This window comes from Gordonia phosphorivorans (assembly GCF_042432625.1).
GTDB classification, from domain to species: domain Bacteria; phylum Actinomycetota; class Actinomycetes; order Mycobacteriales; family Mycobacteriaceae; genus Gordonia; species Gordonia phosphorivorans.
Window position 1 is genome coordinate 232,458 of the sequence record NZ_JBHLWV010000016.1, and the last position, 20,681, is coordinate 253,138.

Consider the following 20,681-nt stretch of genomic DNA (forward strand, 5'->3'; position numbering starts at 1 on the left):
GATTACACGTTAGAACGTGTTTCAGAACTAGCCAAGCAGGAGATGCTGAATGCGTATCGCTTACACGTCCGAGCAAGAGGATCTGCGTCGCGAGTTGCGCGCATATTTCACCGGTCTGATGACCCCGGAGCGCCGCGCCGCACTGACCGGCGGTGAGGGTGAGCTCGGTGAGGGCGATGCCTACCGTGACGTGGTGAAACAGATGGGCACCGACGGATGGCTGGCCCTCGGGTGGCCCACCGAATACGGCGGCGCCAACCGGTCCATGATGGACCAGCTGATCTTCACCGACGAGGCCGCCATCGCCGGCGCGCCGGTGCCGTTCCTGACGATCAACTCGGTTGCGCCGACCATCATGGCGTACGGCACCGACGAGCAGAAGGAGTTCTTCCTTCCGAAGATCGCGGCCGGCGACCTGCACTTCTCGATCGGCTACTCCGAGCCCGGCGCGGGCACCGACCTGGCCGCACTGCGTACCTCGGCGGTGCGCGAAGGCGACGAGTACGTGATCAACGGTCAGAAGATGTGGACCAGCCTGATTCCGTACGCCGACTACGTCTGGCTGGCCTGTCGCACCGACCCGGAGGCCTCCAAGCACAAGGGTCTGTCGATGCTGATCGTGCCGACCGACGCCGAAGGCTTCTCGTACACCCCGGTGCACACCATGTCCGGCGTCGACACCTCGGCCACCTACTACCAGGACGTGCGCGTCCCGGTCTCCGCGCGCGTCAGCGAGGAGGGCGGCGGCTGGCCGCTGGTGACCAATCAGCTCAATCACGAGCGGGTCGCGCTGTGCAGTGCCGCCCCAATCCAGACGGCGCTGCGCGAGACCATCGACTTCGCCCGCAAGACCACGGCCGCCAACGGGCAGGCACTGATCGACACCCCCTGGGTGCGCACCAACCTGGCCCGCGTCCACGCCAAGGTGGAGTACCTCAAGCTGATCAACTGGAAGATCGCCTCGATCGCCGCGCAGGGTGGCTCCCCGTCGCCCGCCGATGCCTCGGCCACCAAGGTCTTCGGCACCGAGTTCGCCACCGAGGCCTACCGACTGCTGATGGAGGTGGTCGGTCCGTCCGCCACCCTGCGCGCGGGCAGCCCCGGCGTCCATCTCGCCGGCCGTCTCGAACGCTTCCAGCGCACCTCGCTGATCCTGACCTTCGGCGGCGGCACCAACGAGGTCCAGCGCGACATCATCGGCATGCTGGCGCTCAAACTGCCGCCGGCCCGACGCTGACCACCACCAGGCGAAGAGAGACATCATGGACTTCAATCCTTCCGAAGCCGCCGGCGATGTCGGCCCCCTGGCCGCCGACATCGCGGCCGCCGTCAGCACCGCGGACCGTGTCGCCGAGTTGGAGGCCGCCGCGGCACCGCTCGACGAGCAGCTGTGGCGTGAACTGGGCTCCGCGGGCCTGCTCGGCCTGGCCGCCGCCCCCGAGGTGAGCGGCGACGACGCCCTCGGCGCCGAGGAGACCGTCGCGGTGGCCACCGCCCTCGGTCGGCACCTGAGCCGCGTCCCGTACGGCCCGCACGCGGTCGCCGCCGTTCCGGCGACGAGCCGCTACGGCTCGGCCGCCCTGATCGACGAACTGGTGCGGCCGGCCTGCACCGGCGAGGTGATCTTCAGTGCCGCCTTCGAGGAGGATCTGGGCGGTGCGGCGCTCGGCCCGACCACCTCCTTGACCGGCGGAATCCTCTCCGGCGTCAAGGTCAACGTGCCCTACGCCGCGGCCGCGAACGCCCTGCTGGTCAACGCCATGGGACCCGACGGCCCCGTGGTGGCCATGGTGCGCACCGACGCGACCGGCGTCAACCTCGTCGCCACCCCTAGCACCGGCCTGCTGCCGACCTTCACGGTGGAGTTCGACGGCGTCGTGGTGTCCGACGACGACGTGCTGTCCGGCGGCGCCGCCACGGTGACCCACGTGGCCGATCTGCTGCGCCTGGGGGTGGCCGCCGATCAGACCGGCGCGGTCTCCGCCGCGTTGGAGGCCACCGCCGAGTATGCGCGCGAACGCGAACAGTTCGGTCGGCCGATCGGCTCGTTCCAGGCCGTCGCCCAGCGACTGGCCGACGGCTACATCGACGCGCAGGGGCTCGCGTTGAGCACCGCGCAGGCGGCCTGGCTGATGTCCGGGCAGGCCGAGTGCACCGACGCCGAGATCTCCGGCGCCGTCGCCACCGCCAAGTTCTGGGCCGACGATGCCGGCCACCGGGTGGCGCACACCGCGGTGCACGTGCACGGCGGCGTCGGCCTGGACACCTCGCATCCGGCGCACCGCTACTTCCTGCGCGCCAAGGCCAACGAGTTCACCTACGGGTCGGCACCGGTGGTCCTGGACGAGCTGGGCGAGCTGATCGCGGCCGGCGCCCTCGGGTGACCGAGCCCGCGGTCACCGACCGCCGCACCCTGCCGGAACTGCTGGCGCCGCTGGCCGAGGTGACCGACCGCGGTCTTCACGCCGGCGACCGGTTCGTCTCGTGGCGCGACCATCTCGCGGCCAGTGCGCTGCGGGTGGTCGCGCTGGGGCGGCTGCTGGCACCGGATCGACCGCCGCACGTGGGCGTGCTGCTGCCGAACGTGCCGGAGTTCAGCTACCTGTTCGGTGCCGCGGCGTTCGGCGGCTGCGTGCTGGTCGGGCTCAACCCGACCCGCCGCGGGGCCGCCCTGGCCGCGGACATCGTCCGCTCGGACTGCCAGGTGGTGCTCACCGACGCCTCCACCCGCGAGTTGCTCGGCGACGATCTCGGGGTGCCGGTGATCGACGTCGACGGCCCCGAGTGGCGGGCCGCGCTGGACGCGGCGGCCCCCGCGACGCCCCCGGGTCCGCCGGACCTCCCGCCGGTCGATCCGGACGATCTGGTGATGCTGATCTTCACCTCCGGCACCACCGGCGAGCCGAAGGCCGTGCGGTGCAGTCAGCGTAAGTTCGCCGCCCCCGGAAAGATGCTCGCGCACCGCTTCGGCATCGGTGCCCGCGACGTGGTGCACCTGGCGATGCCGATGTTCCACTCCAACGCGCTGATCGCCGGGTGGTCGGTCGCGGCGGCCGGCGGGGCGTCGATCGTGCTGCGAAAGCGCTTCTCCGCCAGCGGTTTCGGCGCGGATCTGCGGCGTTACGGCGTCACCTATGCCAACTACGTCGGCAAGCCGCTGCACTACATTCTGGCCACCCCGGAGCAGCCGGACGACGCGCAGACCTCACTGCGCATCATGTACGGCAACGAGGCCACCGCCGCCGATCGCGCCGAGTTCGCGCGTCGTTTCGGAGCGCGGGTGATCGACGGTTTCGGCTCCACCGAGGGCGGCGTCTCCATCACGCGAACCCCGGAGACCCCCGACGACGCGCTGGGTCCCCTCCGCGACCCGGTGGCCGTGGTCGATCCGTCGACCGGCGAGCCGATGCCCACCGGCGAGGTGGGCGAGATCGTCAACGCTGCGGGCCCGGGCCTCTTCGACGGCTACTACCGCGACGAGGCGGCCACCGCGGATCGCCTACGCGGCGGCATGTACCGCACCGGCGACCTGGGCTGGGTGGACGAGGGCGGCTTTGTGCATTTCGCCGGCCGCCTCGGCGACTGGCTGCGGGTGGACGGGGAGAACCTGGGGACCGCGCCCATCGAGCGGGTCCTGCTGCGTCATCCGGCGATCACCCAGGCCCTGGTCTTCGGCGTCGCCGTGGAGATCGGCGACGAGGTGGGTGCACTGCTGGTGGCCCCCGGCCTGGAGCGGGCCGACTTCCTGGACTTCCTTGCCGCCCAAGAGGATCTGGGCCCCAAGCAGCACCCGTCGCAGGTGTGGCTGGTGGACGGGCTGGGCCAGACGGCCACCTTCAAGACCACCCGCGTCGGCCTCACCGACGCGCTCGGCGCCCCCGACTGGCGCCTGTAGTCTCACCCGACCGCGTCGACTCGCGATTGTCGATTCCGTTCCCGCGCGCCTTCTGAAGGTGCGCGGGAACGGAATTGTCAATCGCCAAGCGATCGACGCCGGGAGTCAGGCCAGCGACTCGTTCATCCGGGCCACCGACTCGGTGTACTCGGCGACCATGTCGGCGATCATGTCCGCCACCGGCACGATGTCGTTGCAGCGGCCCACGATCTGCCCGGCGGGCATGGCGACCACTTCGGGATCGTCGCTCACCGAGATGCGCGCGTGCGCCTCGCCGACGAGCAGGTTCTGCAGCGGCATCGGCAGGGCGTCGGGCGCGCCCTCGGCCTCCCACGCCTGGGTCCACTTGGTCTTGAGCAGGCGCGCGGGCTTGCCCGAGTAGATCCGGCTGCGCACGGTGTCGCGCGAGGTGGCCTTCAGCAGCGCCTTCTGCACGGTCGACGGGCCGTCGCCTGCGGCGCCCAGCTTGTACTCGGCGGCGGTGAGCCAGTAGGTGCCCATCCACACGCCCTGCGCGCCGAGCGCCAGCGCGGCCGCCATCTGGCGGCCGCTGCCGACGCCGCCGGCGGCCAGCACCGGCGCCGAACCGACCGCGTCCACCACTTCCGGCCACAGCACCATCGAGGTCACCTCCCCGGTGTGCCCGCCGCCCTCGTAACCCTGGGCGATGACGATGTCCACGCCGGCGCTCACGTGGTTGAGCGCGTGGTGGGTGGAGCCGGCCAGCGCCGCGACCGCGACGCCGTTCTCATGCGAGAGGGCGATGACGTCGTCCGGCGGCGAGCCGAGCGCGTTGGCGATCAGCTTGATCTGCCCGTACTTGCGGGCGTGCTCCATGGCGACGTCGACGTGCGAGCGGGCCACCGAGTGCAGCCAGCCGAGGACGCCGGTGTTGATGCGGTCCTCCCCCTCCGGCAGCGGCGGGACGCCCAGATCGTCGAGGGTGCGCTCGACGAAGGCGCGGTGCTCCGGCGGGATCATCGAGTCCAGATCCACCTTGGAGCCCTCGGTGGGGATCTTGGCTGGCATCACCACGTCGACGCCGAAGGGCTTGCCGTCGGTGTTCTCGTGCATCCACTCGAGCACCTCGTCGAGCTCGCCCGGATCGTTGAAGCGGACGCAGCCGAGGACGCCCAGGCCGCCGGCGCGGCTGATGGCTGCGGCGACGTCCTGGCTCGGCGTGAAGCCGAAGATGGGGTAATCGATGCCGAACTTCTCGGTGAGTCCGGTACGGATCTTGGGTGCGGTCATTTCACGCTTTCGTTGCAGTGGTGGTGTTCAGAATGTCGTCGGGTTCGCGGGCGGCAGCGGTCTCCGCCGCCCAGCGGTAGTCGGGTTTGCCTGCGGGAGAACGCTTCACCTCGTCGACGAACCAGATGCTGCGCGGGCACTTGTAGCCCGCCAGCTCGGCGCGGACGGTCTCGTTCAGTTCCTCCAGGGCGGGGCGGACACCGTCGCGAGTGGCGATCACCGCGGCCACGCGCTGCCCGAACCGTTCGTCGGGCACGCCCACCACCACCACGTCGAGCACGCCGGGGTGGCCCTTGATCGCCGCCTCGACCTCCTCGGGGAAGACCTTCTCGCCGCCGGTGTTGATCGACACCGAGCCGCGGCCCAGCATGGTGATGGTGCCGTCGGCTTCGACCACGGCGTGATCGCCGGGCAGTGAGTACCGCACGCCGTCGTAGACCACGAAGGTCTGCGCCGACTTCGCCGGGTCGCCGTGGTAGCGCAGCGGGATGTGACCGGAGCGGGCCAGCACCCCCACCTCGCCGCTGCCGGGCGTCACTTCGGTGCCGTCGGCGCGGAGCACGTGGGTGTTCGGGTCGGCCTTGACCGTCGGCGCGCCCACGCGGCTGGTGCCCTTGGCCGCAATGCCCATGCCGCCGAAGCCTGTCTCCGACGAGCCGATGGCGTCGACGATCACCGCGTTCGGGAAGCGATCGAGGTAGCGGTCCTTGACCGCCGGCGAGAACAGCGCCGCCGAGGAGGCCACCGAGACCACGGTGGAGGTGTCGTAGTCGTGTTCGTCGAGGGCGTCGATCATCGGGCGGGCCATGGCGTCACCGGTGATGAAGACGACGTTGACCCCGTGGTCGGCCACCGCCCGCCAGATGGCGTGCGGCTCGAAGTCGGGGTAGACCACTGCCTTGCCGCCGGCGAACAGGGACTGGAAGATGGCCCACTGGCTGCCGCCGTGGATGAACGGAGGAATGGCGAAGCGCACCAGTTGGCCGCTTTCGGCACCGGCGCGGGCCTGCTCCCACTCGTCCTCGATGGGGCGGCCGCTGTACCAGTCGATACCTCCGCCCAGCACGCGCCAGACATCCTCCTGGCGCCACACCACGCCCTTGGGCTTACCGGTGGTGCCGCCGGTGTAGAGCATGTACAGGTCGTCGTTGGAGCGTTCCTCGAAATCGCGGTCGCGACGCCCGCGCGCGAGCACGTCCTCGTAGGCGTGCGCCGCGGGGTCCGCGGCGACCGAACCCTCGTCGTCGATCACGATGCAGGCGGTGATGTCCGTGGGCGTTTTCGATAACACGTTCCGCACCCGATCGGTGTACTGCCGCTCGTGGATCAGCACCTTCATGCCCGAGTCAGTGAACAGGTGCTCCAACTCGTGTTCGACGTACCGGTAGTTGACGTTGGCCATCACCGCGCGCGCCTTGAAGATCGCCAGCATCGCCTCCACCGCTTCGATGGTGTTTCTGCTGTACAGACCCACTGCGTCGCCCGGCTGCACCCCCAGCTCGCGCAGGGCGTGCGCGAGGGCGTTGCTGCGCTCCTCCAGCTCCGCGTAGGTGCGGGAACGCTCCCCCGATTCCAGGGCGATGCGCTCGGGCATCAGGTCGACGGCATGCTCGAAGAGATCCGCAACGGTGTAGGCCATGCACCCAAACTAGAACGTGTTACTGTGCGGCGGCAAGAGATTGACCAAGGAGGTCACCATGTCCGACACCGCCCCCGAGTGCCTCGTCGAGAAGCGCGGCCACGTTCTCATCGTCACGATGAACCGGCCGCAGGCCCGCAACGCCCTCTCCGGCGAGATGATGCGGATCATGGAGCAGGCGTGGGACCAGGTCGACGCCGACCCGGACATCCGCGTCGCGATCCTCACCGGCGCGGGCGGCTACTTCTGCGCCGGCGCCGATCTGAAGGCCATGAACCGCTCGGCGCCCGGCGACTCCTTCGCCAAGGGCGGCTGGGACCTGACCAAGCTGCCCGCGCTCCTCAAGGGCCGTCGCCTCACCAAGCCGCTGATCGCCGCGGTCGAGGGCCCGGCCATCGCCGGCGGCACCGAGATCCTGCAGGGCACCGATATCCGGGTCGCCGCCGAGAGCGCCAAGTTCGGTGTCTCCGAGGCCAAGTGGGGCCTGTTCCCGTTGGGCGGCAGCGCCGTGCGTCTGGTCCGCCAGATTCCGTACACCGTCGCCTGCGACATCCTGCTGACCGGCCGCCACATCACCGCCGCCGAGGCCAAGGAGTACGGCCTCATCGGTCACCTGGTGCCCGACGGCACCGCGTTGGACAAGGCCCTGGAGATCGCCGACCAGATCGCCGCCAACGGCCCGCTCGCCGTCCAGGCCATCCTCAAGACCATCCGCGACAGCGAGGGCCTGCACGAGGAGGAGGCCTTCAAGATCGACGCCGAGCTCGGCGCCAAGGTCTTCCAGTCGGCCGACGCCAAGATCGGCCCCCGCGCCTTCGCCAACAAGGAGAAGCCCGTCTTCACCGGCGAGTAGCCCGGCGATTCGGGTTCACACCATCGATTTCGGTTCGCGCCGTCGGTCTAGACCGACGGCGCGAACCCATTTCGGGGGTGGGAACCGACTTCGGGGTTTAAACGCCGTCGACGAAGGTGCCGAGGGCCTCGATGGTGGGGATGTCGCGGGCGGTGACCATCAGGGTGGTGACGCCGGCGGCCTCCCAGTCGCCGATCTGCGCGCGCACCTGGTCGGCGGTGCCCAGCAGCATGGTCTCGCGCACCATCTCGTCGGGCACCGCGGCCACGGCCTCGGCCTTGCGCCCGGACAGGAACAGGCGGGTCACCTCGTCGACCACGGCGCCGTAGCCCATCCGCCGGTACAGGTCGGCGTGGAAGTTTTTCTCCTCCGCCCCCATGCCGCCGACGTACAGCGCCGTCGACGGGCGGTAGCGGTCCAGAGCGGCCGCGACGTCGTCGGTGATCACGCACTGCACGGTCGCGGCCACCTCGAAGTCCTCCCGGGTGCGGCGTGCGCCCGGGCGGGCGAAGCCCTCGTCGAGCCACTCGTTGTACTGCCCGGCCATCCGCGGGGAAAAGAAGATCGCCAGCCAGCCGTCGGCGATCTCGGCGGTCTGCGCCACGTTGCGCGGCCCCTCGGCGCCGAGCCAGATCGGGATGTCCGCGCGCAGCGGATGGGTGATCGGCTTGAGCGGCTTGCCCAGGCCGGTGGCGCCCGCGGTGTCGGCGGGCAGCGGCAGCCGGTAGTGCGGGCCGTCGCTGGTCACCGCGGCTTCGCGGGCCAGGACGTCGCGCACGATCTGCACGTACTCGCGGGTGCGCGCCAGCGGCTTACCGAAGGGCTGCCCGTACCAGCCCTCCACCACCTGCGGCCCGGAGACTCCGAGCCCGATGATGTGCCGGCCGCCGGAGAGGTGATCGAGGGTCAGCGCGGCCATCGCCAACGAGGTCGGCGGCCGCGCCGACAGCTGCGCGACGGCGGTGCCCAGGCGCACCCGCGAGGTGGCCGCGCCCCACCAGGCCAGCGGCGTGTACGCGTCCGAGCCCCACGATTCGGCGGTGAACACCGAGTCGAAGCCAGCCTCCTCCGCCGCGCGGACCAGCGCCGGCGCCTCCGTCATCGGACCGGCGCCCCAATAGCCAAGCTGCAGACCCAGTTTCATCGTCATCCTCCGTTTGAAGTGCTTGCGCGTCATACTAGAACCTGTTCTAATTCGAAAAGTGACCACCAGTGCCGAGACACACCCCGTGCCCTCGAGTCCGCAGGTCGAGGTCCCCCTTCCGACAACGAAGATCCTCGAATCCGAGCTCGCCATCTCCTTCGACTACACCCGCTCCCTCGGGCCGGTGCTCTCGCCGTTCGCCCTCGCCCTGCGCGAGGGACGAATCCTCGGTGGCCGCACCTCCGACGGCCGGACCCTGGTCCCGCCGGCCGAGTTCGATCCGAGCACCGGCGAACCGACCTCCGAACTGGTCCAGGTGGGCAACAGCGGCACCGTCGTCAGCTGGTCGTGGCAGCCGGAACCGATTGCCGGGCAGGCGCTTTCGCAGCCGTTCGCATTCGCTCTGATCAAGCTCGACGACGCCGACGGCGCGCTGCTGCACGTGGTCGCGGTCGACGGCCCGGAGCAGATGTCCACCGGCATGCGCGTGCACGCCACCTGGCGCCCGGTCCGCACCGGCCGCATCGACGACATCGCCTGCTTCGTCCCGGGCGACGGCCCGGCCGAGGCCGCCGACAACAGCGACGCCGACCCTATCGCCGACGCCGACGGCAACGTCGTGATCACCACGCCGATCGCCCTGTCGGTGATGCACTCGGCCACCCAGGAGGAGTCCTGGTACCTGGAGGGCCTCAAGAACGGCAAGCTCCTCGGCGGCCGCGTCGCCACCGGCGAGGTGTACTTCCCGCCGCGCGTGGCCAGCCCCGCCGACGGCTCGCGCACCGTCGATCAGGTCCAGGTGGCCGACACCGGCACCATCACCACCTTCTGCATCGTCAACGTCCCGTTCCTGGGCCAGCAGATCAAGCCGCCGTACGTCGCGGCCTACGTGCTGCTCGACGGCGCCGACATCCCGTTCCTGCACCTGATCCTGGACACCCCGGCCGAGGACGTGCGCATGGGAATGCGGGTTAAGGCCGTCTGGCGCCCGCAGGACGAGTGGGACCACACCCTGCGCAATGTCAGCCACTTCGCACCGACCGGCGAGCCTGACGCGCCGTTCGAGTCGTACCGCAACCACCTGTAGAGGACGCCGCCACCCATGAGTCAGTCAGACCTGCCCAGAATCGCGATTGTGGGCTTCGCGCACAGTCGCAAGGTGCCTTCCACCACCGGCACCACCAACGGCGTCGAAATGCTGATGCCCTGCTTCAACCGCCTCTACTCCGACCTCGGCATCACCCGCTCGGACATCGATTTCTGGTGCAGCGGATCGTCGGATTACCTTGCCGGACGCGCCTTTTCGTTCATCTCCGCGATCGACGCGATCGGCGCCGTGCCGCCGATCAACGAGTCGCACGTGGAGATGGACGGCGCCTGGGCGCTCTACGAGGCGTGGATCAAGATCCTGACCGGTGAGGTCGACGTGGCCCTGGCCTACGGCTTCGGCAAGGCCTCCGCAGGCAACTCGGACAAGACCCTCGCGCTGCAGACCGACCCGTACACGGTCGCTCCCCTACTGCCCGACGCCCGTTCGCTGGCCGGCCTGCAGGCGCGCGCCGGCCTGGACGCCGGAACGTGGACCGAGCGGGACATGGCGCAGGTCGCCGCCCGCACCACCGGCGCCGACGTCGACGAACTGCTGGCCGCCGACTACGTCGCCGATCCGCTGCGCGCGCACGACATCGCGCCGTACGCCGACGCGTCCGCCGCGGTCATCATCGCCACCGAGGAGAAGGCGCGCGAGCTCACCGCCAATCCGGCGTTCATCACCGGGTGGGACCACCGGATCGACAGCCCCACCTTCGGCGCTCGCGATCTCACCGTCTCGCCGTCGACGGCGCTGGCCGGCGACAACGCCTTCGGTGACCGCAGCCGCGCGGTGGACGTCGCCGAACTCGACGCCGCCTACACCCACCAGGAACTGATCCTGCGCAACGCGCTGCGGCTCCCGGACTCGGTGCGGATCAATCCTTCGGGCGGCGCCCTCACCGGCAACGCCCTCTTCTCCAGCGGCCTGCAGCGGATCGGTTATGCCGCGCAAGCCATTCTGACCGGCGAGGCACAGACCGCACTGGCACACGCCACCAGCGGACCGATGCTGCAGCAGAACATGGTCGTAACACTCGCAGGAGGCGAGAACTGATGGGACGCAATCGTTCTGCGGTGCTGGGCACCGGGCAGACCAAGTACGTGGCCAAGCGCACCGACGTCACCATGGCGGGCATGATCCGCGAGGCGATCGACCGGGCGCTGGCCGACGCGCAGGTGACGATGGATGAGATCGACGCCATCGTCATCGGCAAGGCACCCGACCTGTTCGAGGGAAACATGATGCCCGAACTGGCGATGGCCGAGGCGATCGGCGCCGTCGGCAAGCAGATGATCCGCGTGCACACCGCGGGCTCGGTGGGCGGCTCCACCGCGATCGTCGGCTCCTCGATGGTCTCCTCCGGCGTGCACCGCCGGGTGCTCGCGGTGTCGTGGGAGAAGCAGTCCGAATCCAACGCGATGTGGGCGCTGTCGATCGCGGTGCCGTTCACCATGCCCGTCGGCGCGGGCGCGGGAGGCTTCTTCGCCCCGCACGTGCGCGCCTACATCAACAACTCCGGCGCCCCCGGTCACATCGGCGCGATGGTGGCCACCAAGGACCGGCTCAACGGCGCCAAGAACCCGCTGGCCCACCTGCAGCAGCCCGACATCACCGTCGAGAAGGTGATAGCCTCGCACATGCTGTGGGACCCGATCCGCTACGACGAAACGTGCCCGTCGTCGGACGGCGCGTGCGCGGTGGTGATCGGCGACGAGGCCGCCGCCGACGCCGCGATCGCCGACGGCCGGTCGGTCGCATGGGTGCACGCCACCGCGATGCGCACCGAGCCGCTGTCCTACAGCCACCGCAACGTGGTCAGCCCGCAGGCCGGCCGGGATGCGGCCGCCGCACTGTGGCGCGACGCCGGGATCACCAATCCGCTCGAGGAGATCGACGCGGCGGAGATCTACGTACCGTTCTCGTGGTTCGAGCCGATGTGGCTGGAGAACCTGGGCTTCATGCCGGAGAACGAGGGCTGGAAGCTCACCGAGGCCGGAGAGACCGCGATCGGCGGCAAGCTGCCGGTCAACGCCTCCGGCGGCGTGCTCAGCTCCAACCCGATCGGCGCCTCCGGCATGATCCGCTGCGCCGAGGCCGCCATCCAGGTGATGGGCAAGGCCGGCGACCATCAGGTCGAAGGCGCCCGCAAGGCGTTCGGCCACGCCTACGGCGGCGGCTCGCAGTACTTCTCCATGTGGGTCGTCGGGGCCGACAAGCCCTGACCCTGTCTTCCCGGGCAGCGGGAAGAACCGGACGAGAACACCGGCGAGGCGGCATCCATCGGGTGCCGCCTCGCTCGTGTATCGGGGCGCTTCCCACCCCCGCCAAGCAATCGGACCACGGTCCGCTTTATGCTGGAGTCTCCTTTCCTCAACCAAGGAGCATGTCCATGTCAGTACTCGCCCGCACGCAGCCCTTCACCATCACGATCGCCCGGATCATTCTGGGCATCATCTTCGTCGCCCACGGCTGGCAGAAGTTCTTCCAGAACGGAATCGGCAACGTCGCCGCAGGCTTCGAGGCCATGGGCGTCCCGGCACCTACGTTCTCCGCCTGGTTCGCCGGGCTCGTGGAGCTCGTCGGCGGCGCAGCACTGATCGTCGGCCTCGCCGTTCCGGTGGCGGCCGTGCTGCTGATCATCGACATGATCGGCGCCATCTTCACCGCCCACATCGACCAGGGCTTCTGGAACGCCGACGGCGGCTACGAGATGAACCTGGCGCTCATCGCCGGCCTGATCGCCGTCGGCTTCGCCGCGCAGGGACGCCTGTCGATCGACGGCAACCTGCCCGCCGCCCGCACCACGGACTGACGAACCGCATGTCGCGACTCACCCTTCGTGTCGACGTGCTGCAGCCACGGCGACACGAAGCACGGGTCGCGACACCGGGCCACAAGGTCGCGACACGGGCCGCGGGATCGACGGCACGGGGCCGGGGATACCGGAGCCGACGAGGCAGAACGACCACAACGCGACAGCTCCCGCCCACCGGAAGGTGGACGGGAGCTGTCGCGTTGATCGGGTCGTAACGCCTACGCCGGGCGGAGCGACTCCATCGCCTGCTGGACTTCCCAGAAGGCGCGCAGAGCAACCAGCTTGCCGTCGGCATCGGCCTTGTAGGTGAAGACACCCTCGGCCTCGGTGATGTGACCGCCGATGTGCGTGACGATCTTGCCGATGTAGGCCACCTCGTCACCGCAGATGATCTCCCGGTCGAAGACGAAGTCGATCTTCTCGGTGGATCCGATGGTCTTGTCCCAGAACTCGGAGAGCTGCTGGGCACCGCGGTGACCGACGCCGGCCTCGTCGAACATCGACGGCCCGACGGGATCTTCGACGATCCCGTCGGCCGCGAAGTTCGCCAGCCACGCATCCTTGTCACGCGCGGCCACCGCGTCGCGGGAACGGCCTCCGGCGAGCACCGCCGGATGGTTCTCCCGGTCGATGTTCAAGTAGGGCGGCAGCGGGGCTGCCGCGCCGTCACTTGGTGCCATAGTCGACCTGGAGCTCCTTGATACCGTTGATCCAGCCGTGCCGCAGACGACGCGGCGCCTCCAGCTTGGTGATGTCCGGGACCAGGTCGGCCAGCGCGTTGAACATCAGGCTGATCTCCATGCGGGCCAGGTTGGCGCCCACGCAGAAGTGGGTGCCGTTGCCGCCGAAGCCCAGGTGCGGGTTCGGGTCGCGCAGGATGTTGAAGGTGTACGGATCGTCGAAGACCTCTTCGTCGAAGTTCGCCGAGCCGTAGAACAGGCCGACGCGCTCGCCCTTCTTGATCAGCTGACCGTCCACCTCGACGTCGTTCTTGGCGGTGCGCTGGAAGACGTTGACCGGGGTGGCCCAGCGGACGATCTCGTCGACCGCGGTGGCCGGACGCTCCTTCTTGAACAGCTCCCACTGGTCGGGATTGTCCAGGAAGGCGTTCATGCCGTGCGTGATCGCGTTACGAGTGGTCTCGTTGCCGGCGACGGTCAGCAGGATGAAGAAGAAGCCGAACTCGGCCTCGTCCAGCGAGTGTCCGTCGACATCTGCGTTGACCAGCGTGGTCACGATGTCGTCGGCCGGGCACTTACGACGCTCCTCGGCCATGTTGTAGCCGTAGCCGAGGATCTCCGCCGAGGCGGTCAACGGGTCGGTGGTGAACTCCGGGTCATCGGCGTTCATCATCGAGTTGGACCAGTCGAAGAGCTTGACGCGGTCCATCTCCGGCACGCCGAGCAGGTCGGCGATGGCCTCCAGCGGCAGGTCGACGGCGACCTGGTGGACGAAATCGCCCTGGCCGGTTTCGGCAGCCGCCTTGACGATCCGGCGAGCCGAAGCGTCCAGCTTCTCCTCCAGCGCGCCGACGGCCTTGGGGGTGAAGGCGCGCGAGACGATCTTGCGCTTCTGGGTATGCACGGGCGGGTCCTGGTTGATCAGGATCGCCTTGGTGACGTCGATCTGCTCCTGGGACATGTCGTCCTCGAAGCGGATGATCGCGCCGTTCTCTGCGGTCGACCAGTCGGCGGCGTTCTTCGAGATCTCCCGAATGTCCTTGTGCCGCGAGATGACCCAGTAGCCGCCGTCGTGGAAGCCGCCACCCTTGCCGGGCAACTGGGCGTTCCACCAGACCGGCGCGGTCTCGCGCAGCTCAGCGAACTCCTTGATCGGGATGCCCTGCTCGAGCAGGTCCGGATTGGTGAAGTCCCAGCCTTCCTGCTTCATGAACGGGCACTTCTCCTGCGACTCGGACGCCGCGGCACTGTCCATCATCTGTGTCACGCCTCCACCTCTTCTACTTCCGGCAGCTCTCGCAATAAGAACTGGTTACAGTTTTGGTACTTTCGACTGTGCCACACTGGTTGAACAGTGACAAGAACCTGTTCTAGTTTTGTGGAGATTCTCAGTTTCCATCCTCAGGAAGGCACACCATGGGCGACCCGGTAATCGTCGAAGCAGCACGCACCCCGATCGGCAAGCGGAACGGCTGGCTGTCCGGCCTGCACGCGGCCGAGATCCTCGGCGCCGCGCAGTCCGGCGTGATCGAGCGAGCCGGTATCGACCCGATCCTGGTGGAACAGGTCATCGGCGGCGCCGTCATGCAGGTGGGCGAACAGGGCAACAACGTCACCCGCACCTCGTGGCTGCACGCGGGCCTGCCCTGGCAGACCGGCGCCACCACCGTCGACTGCCAATGCGGCTCGGCCCAGCAGGCCACGCACCTGATCGCCGGCCTCATCTCCACCGGCGCGATCGACGTGGGCATGTCCTGCGGTGTCGAGTGCATGTCGCACGTGCCGCTCGGGGCCAACGTCGGCACCCACGCGGGCCCGCGCCGCCCGGAGTCGTGGGACATCGACATGCCCAACCAGTTCGACGCCGCCGAGCGCATCGCGCAGCGGCGCGGCATCACCCGCGAGGAGGTCGACGCCCTCGGCCTGCGCAGCCAGCAGAACGCCAAGCGCGCCTGGGACGAGGGCCGGTTCGACCGCGAGGTCCTGACCATGACCGCGCCCGAACGCACCCGCGAGGGCGAGCCGACCGGCGAGACCCTCACCGTCAACCGCGACCAGGGCCTCCGCGAGACCACCATGGAGACGCTGAGCGCCCTCAAGTCGGTCATCGAGGGCGGCATCCACACCGCGGGCACCGCCTCGCAGATCTCCGACGGCGCCGCCGCCGTGCTGATCATGGACTCCGATCGCGCCCGCGAACTCGGCCTCACCCCGCGCGCCCGCATCAAGTCGCAAGCCCTGGTCGGCGCGGAGCCGTACTACCACCTCGACGGCCCCGTGCAGGCCACCGAGCGAGTGCTCGCCAAGTCGGGCATGACCATGAACGACATCGACCTCGTCGAGATCAACGAGGCCTTCGCCTCGGTGGTCCTGTCGTGGGCGCGTGTGCACAACCCGGACATGGACAAGGTGAACGTGAACGGCGGCGCGATCGCGCTCGGCCACCCGGTGGGCAGCACCGGCGCCCGGCTGATCACCACGGCCCTGCACGAGCTCGAGCGCAGCGATCAGCAGACCGCACTGGTCACCATGTGCGCCGGCGGCGCCCTCTCCACCGCCACCATCCTCGAGCGCATCTGACGCCATGGACCCGCAGCACCGACCCGCCCAACTGGACTCCCCGCTCGTCGCCACCCTCATCAAGGTGGGCTCGCGCCTGAACACCCGGCTGTACCGGATGTCCGGCGGACGCCTCGGGAGCCGGTGGCGGGTCGGTGCGGGTCTGCGCAAACCCGCCCCGGTCTGCCTGCTGACCACCACCGGCCGCAAGAGCGGACAGCCGCGGACGGCCCCGCTCATCTACCTGCAGACCGGAGACAGCTACGTCGTCGTCGCCTCCCAGGGCGGCCTGGCCACGCATCCGGCCTGGTACCTGAACCTGGTGGCCGAGCCCGACGTCGAAGTGCAGATCGGCCGGGACACGCACCTGCTGCGAGCCCGCACCGCGAGCGCAACGGAGCGAGAAGCACTGTGGCCCAAGCTGGTCGAGCTCTACGCCGACTTCGACACGTACGACGCGTGGACGAAGCGAGAGATCCCCGTGGTGATCTGCGAGCCACGGCCCTAAGGCCCTTCAGCCGATCGACCGCGCACGCGTAGGGTCGAAGGCATGAGCAGGTCCGAACGCCGAGACCTCGCCGACCGCGCCGACGTCGTCGAGGTGCTCGGCGATTTCTATCACCGGGCCTTCGCCGACGACCTGCTCGGCCCCGTCTTCGTCGACGTGGCCCAGATGGATCTGTCCCAGCATCTGCCGGCCATCACCGACTTCTGGTGCAAGGCCGTGCTCAAAGAGGGCGAATACCGCAACAACGTCTTCGAGCCGCACCGCCTGCTGCACCAACTCGCCCACCTCGAACCCAAGCACTTCGAGCGCTGGTTGTCGTTGTGGCACACCACGATCGACGATCGGCACCGCGGACCGAAGGCCGACCTGGCCAAGCTGCAGGGCGCCCGGATCGCCTACTCGATGTGCCGCATGCTCACCGGGCAGCTCGCGGTCCCGATCGCCGACTGGCTCGAGGCCACCGGCCACCAGCTCGGCGTGCACAGTCCGCACCGCGAGCGCGCGGTGCGGACCGGGCCGCCGCGGCGCACCGCACGCCCGGCCCGCTGACGCCCAGCGCCGTTCGTCAGGCGAACTGGGCGCGCAGCGCCTTCTTGTCGGGCTTGCCGAGGCCGGTCAGCGGCAGCGCGTCGATGAAGACCACCGTCTTGGGCGCCTGCACGGCACCCTTGCGGCCCTTGACCGCCGACTGAATCGCCGCGGTCACCTCGGCCCGCCCGGCATCGTCGGTGTGCTCGCGCAGCACCACCACCGCGGTCACCGCCTCGCCCCACTTCTCGTCGGGAACGCCGATCACGCCCACCTGCGCGACGGCCGGATGCTCGGCGATCACGTCCTCCACCTCGCGCGGGAAGACGTTGAAACCACCGGTGACGATCATGTCCTTGGTGCGGTCGACGATGTACCAGAAGCCGTCCGCGTCCTCGCGGGCCACATCGCCGGTGCGCAGCCACCCGTCGCGGAACGCCTCGGCCGTCTGTTCCGGCAACCCCAGGTAGCCGCCGGCCAACAGCGGCCCGGAGACGCAGATCTCGCCCGGCTCACCCTGCGGCACCCGATTGCCGTCGTCGTCGAGCAGCGCCGTCCGCAGGAAGGCCGACGGCCGGCCGCAGCTGGCCAGCCGCTCGGGGGTGTGCTCGTCCTTGCGCAGGTAGCTGATCACCATGGGCGCCTCGGACTGCCCGAAGTACTGGGCGAAGATCGGCCCGAAGCGCTCGATGGCCTCAGCCAGCCGCACCGGGTTGATCGCGGAGGCGCCGTAGTAGACGGTCTGCAGCGAACTCAGGTCGCGCGTGCGCGAATCCGGATGGTCGAGCAGTGCGTAGAGCATGGACGGCACCAGCATGGTGGCGGTGATCTTCTCGCGCTCGATGGTCGCCAGCACCTCGGCCGGGTCGAACTTGCTCAGCACCACCATGCTGCCGCCCTTCATCAGGGTCGGCACGAAGAAGGCGGCGCCGGCGTGCGAGAGCGGCGTGCACATCAGAAAGCGGGGTCGGTCCGGCCACTCCCACTCGGCGAGCTGGATCGAGGTCATGGTGGCCATCGCCTGGGCGGTGCCGATCACGCCCTTGGGCTTGCCGGTGGTACCGCCGGTGTAGGTGATGGAGACGACGTGATCGGGGTCGAGGAGCTTGGCGGTCAGCGGCCGGGCCTCGTACCGAGCCGCCTCCGCGACGATGTCGATGCCGACGGCGGCGAGTTCGGACGGCACCGGGCCGAGCGTGAGGATGCGCTGCAGCCCGGGCACCTTCTCCAGCAGGCCGACGGCCCGCTCCACGAACATCGGCACGGGATCGATCACCAGGGTCGCGACACCGGCATCGTTGAGCACGTAGGCGTGATCGTCGAGCGAGCCGAGCGGGTGCAGCGCGGTGCGTCGCCAGCCCTGCGTCTGCCCGGCACCGATCACCAGCAGCACCTCGGGCCGGTTCAACGCGAGCAGTCCCACCGCCGTACCGGTGCCCGCCCCCACCGACTCGAAGGCCTGGACGTATCGACTGATCGCGTCCGCCATCTCGCGACCGGTGAGATCTTGGTCACCGATACTCAGGACCTGGGTGTCCGCGTGGCGCCGCAGTGCCGACACCATCAAGTCGCCCAGATGGACGCCCGCCCGCAGGTACTCGCCAGTCAACTCATGAGTCACATTCTCCGCCATGCAAACACACTAGAACGTGTTTCAGTTCCGCGGTAGTGCGGCGCGTAAACATCTCGCTACAACCCCACCGCGCCAGCGGATTTGGGCCTACCATCGAAAGCATGATTGATGTGGACAAGGCGACCGCCCGACGCGAGATGACCGAAGCACTACTCACCGCACTGGAGCGTCGACACGAGGTTCTCGACGTCGTGGTCGACTCCGAAGACCGCGCCGCCGCCGTGACCGCCGTCGCCGAACTCCTCGGCGCCTCGCCCATGGGCGTGGAGGCCGTGCTGAACATGTCCTTCCATCAGCTCACCAAGGATCAGCGCCGCAAGAATCAGGCCGAACTCGACGACCTCAACGCCGCGATCACCTTCACCGCCGCCGACCGGCCCGCCGCCGCCGGCGAGACCCTCGGCCTGCGCCCGTTCTCGGCCACCGACGACGAGGACATCCTGTCCGAGCGCACCGAGGAGCTCGGCCTGGCCGCCGACGGCTCCGGCGCCCCCTCCGGCGAACTCGCCGAGGAGATCGCCAAGGGCGTGGCGCGCGTGGACAACGAGGACGCCGTCTGGCTCGTCGCCCTCGAAGGCGACGCCAAGGTCGGCCTGGTCTTCGGCGAGCTGTCCGGTGGCGAGGTGGACGTGCGCATCTGGATCCGCCCGGGCCAGCGTAAGCACGGCTTCGGCACCGCCGCGCTGCGCAAGTCGCGCTCGGAGATGGCGATGTACTTCCCGGGCGTGCCCATGGTGGTGCGCGCCCCCGGCGCCTGAGCCCACGAACAACGACAGCGGCGCCGGAACCCGATCGGGGTTCCGGCGCCGCTGTCGTCGGTCGCTCAGCCGCGAACGGGCGCGGAGAAGGTGGCGATGATCTTCGTGATGCGCCCGACCTCGTCGAAGTCGAAGCTCTCGGTGACCCGCGAGGACAGCCGCAGGAACTTCGGCTGCACGTGCACCAGGTAACTGGTGTCGACTCGATCGCCGTCGACGGTCGCGGAGAAGTCGCTGACCTGATGGATGAGCCGGAACTGCGGCCCGAACGTCAGACTGCGGGCGATGTGCCCGCCGCTGCGTCCGGTCTTGATCCCCAGTTCGGTGCGCGTGCAGTCCGGGTGCAGTCGCACGTGGGTCGCATCGTGGCTCACCAGCGCATCGACGTACGCCTTGGCCGCGGCGACCTTGTCGTCGTCAGCGAGCGCCATAGGGCTTGACCTGTGTCGGGGACTTCTCGATCAGGTCGGCGACCGCCGCACCGAGCTCGTCCTGCTCCCAGCGGGCACCCTTGTCGATCGACGCGGCGCGCTGCCAGCCGTCGAGCACCGTGATGACGCCGCCCTCCACCTCGAACAGTCGGCCGGTCACGTCGGCGGAGCCGGGCGAGCCCAGCCAGACCACCAGCGGGGAGATGTTGGCCGGGTCCATGGAGTCGAACGAGCCGTCGGCGGGCGCGGCCATCTGCGCGGCCATCGCGTCGCCGGCGCCCATCGTCATCTGCGTGCGCGCGGCCGGGGCGATGCCGTTGACCGTCACGCCGTAGCCGCCGAGTTCGGCGGCGGCCTGAATGGTCAGCTCGGCGATGGCGGCCTTGGCGGCCGCGTAGTTGCCCTGCCCCACCGAGCCGAAGATGCCCGCACCGGACGAGGTGTTGATGACCCGAGCCTGGCGCGCGTTGCCCGCCTTGGCCTCGCTCCGCCAGTACGCACCGGCGTGCCGCAGCAGGACGAAGTGCCCCTTGAGGTGCACCCGCACCACCGAATCCCACTCGTCCTCGGACAGCGAGATCAGCATGCGGTCGCGGACGAAGCCTGCGTTGTTCACCAGCACGTCGAGGCCGCCGAACTCGGCGATCGCCGTGGCGACGATGCGCTCGCCGTCGGCCCAGTCGGCCACGTCGCCGGGCGCGGCCACCGCGCGGCCGCCTGCGGCCACGATCTCCGCGGCCACCGCGGTCGCGGCGTCGGCGGCGTAGTCGTTGACCACCACGGCCGCGCCGTCGGCGGCGAAGGCGAGCGCATGCTCGCGTCCGATGCCCTGGCCGGCGCCGGTGACGATGACGACCCGACCTTCATTTCCCTTGTTACTCAAAGTTTTCCACT

Annotated in this window: 20 protein-coding genes; 12 read left to right on the forward strand and 8 right to left on the reverse strand. The window is 69.4% G+C overall.

Annotation, left to right across the window (positions count from 1 at the left end; translation table 11 throughout):
* Window positions 1-49: 49 nt before the first annotated feature.
* The 3 genes from ACFFJD_RS07200 to ACFFJD_RS07210 are packed head-to-tail and all read left to right on the forward strand — an operon-like array spanning window position 50 to window position 3,895.
* Window positions 50-1,237, forward strand: a complete 1,188-nt coding sequence (locus tag ACFFJD_RS07200) for an acyl-CoA dehydrogenase family protein (protein WP_382362586.1) — start codon at window positions 50-52, stop codon at window positions 1,235-1,237.
* Window positions 1,238-1,262: 25 nt separating this feature from the next.
* A complete protein-coding gene (locus ACFFJD_RS07205; RefSeq protein ID WP_382362588.1) occupies window positions 1,263-2,384 on the forward strand; it encodes an acyl-CoA dehydrogenase family protein in 1,122 nt (373 codons plus the stop codon).
* Window positions 2,381-3,895: an AMP-binding protein gene (locus ACFFJD_RS07210; RefSeq protein WP_382362590.1), complete on the forward strand. Its 1,515-nt coding sequence runs from the start codon at window positions 2,381-2,383 to the stop codon at window positions 3,893-3,895. The genes ACFFJD_RS07205 and ACFFJD_RS07210 overlap by 4 nt, the downstream gene beginning before the upstream one ends.
* Window positions 3,896-4,000: 105 nt before the next feature.
* On the opposite strand, the gene ACFFJD_RS07215 is transcribed toward ACFFJD_RS07210, so the two are convergent.
* Window positions 4,001-5,131, reverse strand: a complete 1,131-nt coding sequence (locus tag ACFFJD_RS07215) for an NAD(P)H-dependent flavin oxidoreductase (protein ID WP_382362971.1) — start codon at window positions 5,129-5,131, stop codon at window positions 4,001-4,003.
* Window positions 5,132-5,147: 16 nt separating this feature from the next.
* A complete protein-coding gene (locus tag ACFFJD_RS07220) occupies window positions 5,148-6,785 on the reverse strand; it encodes an acyl-CoA synthetase (RefSeq protein ID WP_382362592.1) in 1,638 nt (545 codons plus the stop codon).
* Window positions 6,786-6,843: 58 nt separating this feature from the next.
* On the opposite strand from ACFFJD_RS07220, the gene ACFFJD_RS07225 reads away from it, so the two are divergent.
* Window positions 6,844-7,638, forward strand: a complete 795-nt coding sequence (locus ACFFJD_RS07225; protein ID WP_382362594.1) for a crotonase/enoyl-CoA hydratase family protein — start codon at window positions 6,844-6,846, stop codon at window positions 7,636-7,638.
* 97 nt (window positions 7,639-7,735) lie between these two features.
* Here ACFFJD_RS07225 and ACFFJD_RS07230 read toward each other — a convergent pair whose 3' ends face one another.
* Complete coding sequence (locus ACFFJD_RS07230; protein WP_382362596.1) at window positions 7,736-8,782, reverse strand: LLM class F420-dependent oxidoreductase; 1,047 nt, start codon at window positions 8,780-8,782, stop codon at window positions 7,736-7,738.
* A gap of 58 nt (window positions 8,783-8,840) precedes the next feature.
* Between ACFFJD_RS07230 and ACFFJD_RS07235 the strand changes: the two genes are divergently transcribed.
* The 4 genes from ACFFJD_RS07235 to ACFFJD_RS07250 all read left to right on the forward strand — a co-directional run bounded on the left by ACFFJD_RS07235 (window position 8,841) and on the right by ACFFJD_RS07250 (window position 12,687).
* Window positions 8,841-9,869, forward strand: a complete 1,029-nt coding sequence (locus ACFFJD_RS07235) for a Zn-ribbon domain-containing OB-fold protein (protein ID WP_382362598.1) — start codon at window positions 8,841-8,843, stop codon at window positions 9,867-9,869.
* Window positions 9,870-9,884: 15 nt separating this feature from the next.
* Window positions 9,885-10,928, forward strand: a complete 1,044-nt coding sequence (locus tag ACFFJD_RS07240) for a thiolase family protein (RefSeq protein ID WP_382362600.1) — start codon at window positions 9,885-9,887, stop codon at window positions 10,926-10,928.
* Window positions 10,928-12,097, forward strand: coding sequence for a thiolase family protein (locus ACFFJD_RS07245; protein WP_382362602.1), 1,170 nt, complete (start codon window positions 10,928-10,930; stop codon window positions 12,095-12,097). The genes ACFFJD_RS07240 and ACFFJD_RS07245 overlap by 1 nt, the downstream gene beginning before the upstream one ends.
* 167 nt (window positions 12,098-12,264) lie before the next feature.
* Window positions 12,265-12,687: a DoxX family protein gene (locus ACFFJD_RS07250; protein ID WP_382362604.1), complete on the forward strand. Its 423-nt coding sequence runs from the start codon at window positions 12,265-12,267 to the stop codon at window positions 12,685-12,687.
* Window positions 12,688-12,908: 221 nt separating this feature from the next.
* On the opposite strand, the gene ACFFJD_RS07255 is transcribed toward ACFFJD_RS07250, so the two are convergent.
* Both ACFFJD_RS07255 and ACFFJD_RS07260 read right to left on the reverse strand, forming a co-directional pair.
* Complete coding sequence (locus ACFFJD_RS07255; RefSeq protein ID WP_382362606.1) at window positions 12,909-13,370, reverse strand: nuclear transport factor 2 family protein; 462 nt, start codon at window positions 13,368-13,370, stop codon at window positions 12,909-12,911.
* Window positions 13,357-14,628 (reverse strand): cytochrome P450, encoded by a 1,272-nt coding sequence (locus ACFFJD_RS07260; protein WP_382362973.1) that lies wholly within the window; start codon window positions 14,626-14,628, stop codon window positions 13,357-13,359. Before ACFFJD_RS07260 ends, ACFFJD_RS07255 begins: the two co-directional genes overlap by 14 nt.
* Window positions 14,629-14,786: 158 nt before the next feature.
* Here ACFFJD_RS07260 and ACFFJD_RS07265 point away from each other — a divergent pair, with 158 nt between their 5' ends.
* From ACFFJD_RS07265 to ACFFJD_RS07275, 3 genes are read left to right on the forward strand one after another with little or no spacing between them, the layout of a single operon-like run.
* Window positions 14,787-15,950, forward strand: a complete 1,164-nt coding sequence (locus ACFFJD_RS07265; RefSeq protein WP_382362608.1) for a steroid 3-ketoacyl-CoA thiolase — start codon at window positions 14,787-14,789, stop codon at window positions 15,948-15,950.
* A gap of 4 nt (window positions 15,951-15,954) precedes the next feature.
* On the forward strand, window positions 15,955-16,437 hold the full coding sequence (locus tag ACFFJD_RS07270) for a nitroreductase family deazaflavin-dependent oxidoreductase (protein ID WP_382362610.1): 483 nt from the start codon (window positions 15,955-15,957) through the stop codon (window positions 16,435-16,437).
* A gap of 42 nt (window positions 16,438-16,479) precedes the next feature.
* Entirely contained in the window at window positions 16,480-16,986 is a 507-nt protein-coding gene (locus ACFFJD_RS07275) for a group III truncated hemoglobin (protein ID WP_382362612.1), read from the forward strand.
* Between the two features lie 16 nt (window positions 16,987-17,002).
* On the opposite strand, the gene fadD8 is transcribed toward ACFFJD_RS07275, so the two are convergent.
* The gene (fadD8, locus tag ACFFJD_RS07280) at window positions 17,003-18,598 is read right to left on the reverse strand and encodes a fatty-acid--CoA ligase FadD8 (protein ID WP_382362614.1); all 1,596 of its coding nucleotides are present in this window, start codon (window positions 18,596-18,598) and stop codon (window positions 17,003-17,005) included.
* A 101-nt stretch (window positions 18,599-18,699) separates the two neighbouring features.
* Between fadD8 and ACFFJD_RS07285 the strand changes: the two genes are divergently transcribed.
* Complete coding sequence (locus ACFFJD_RS07285) at window positions 18,700-19,356, forward strand: GNAT family N-acetyltransferase (RefSeq protein WP_382362616.1); 657 nt, start codon at window positions 18,700-18,702, stop codon at window positions 19,354-19,356.
* Window positions 19,357-19,421: 65 nt separating this feature from the next.
* On the opposite strand, the gene ACFFJD_RS07290 is transcribed toward ACFFJD_RS07285, so the two are convergent.
* Window positions 19,422-19,787 (reverse strand): DUF8021 domain-containing protein, encoded by a 366-nt coding sequence (locus tag ACFFJD_RS07290; protein WP_246993806.1) that lies wholly within the window; start codon window positions 19,785-19,787, stop codon window positions 19,422-19,424.
* Window positions 19,774-20,670 (reverse strand): SDR family oxidoreductase, encoded by an 897-nt coding sequence (locus ACFFJD_RS07295; protein WP_345312032.1) that lies wholly within the window; start codon window positions 20,668-20,670, stop codon window positions 19,774-19,776. The genes ACFFJD_RS07290 and ACFFJD_RS07295 overlap by 14 nt, the downstream gene beginning before the upstream one ends.
* Window positions 20,671-20,681 lie beyond the last annotated feature (11 nt).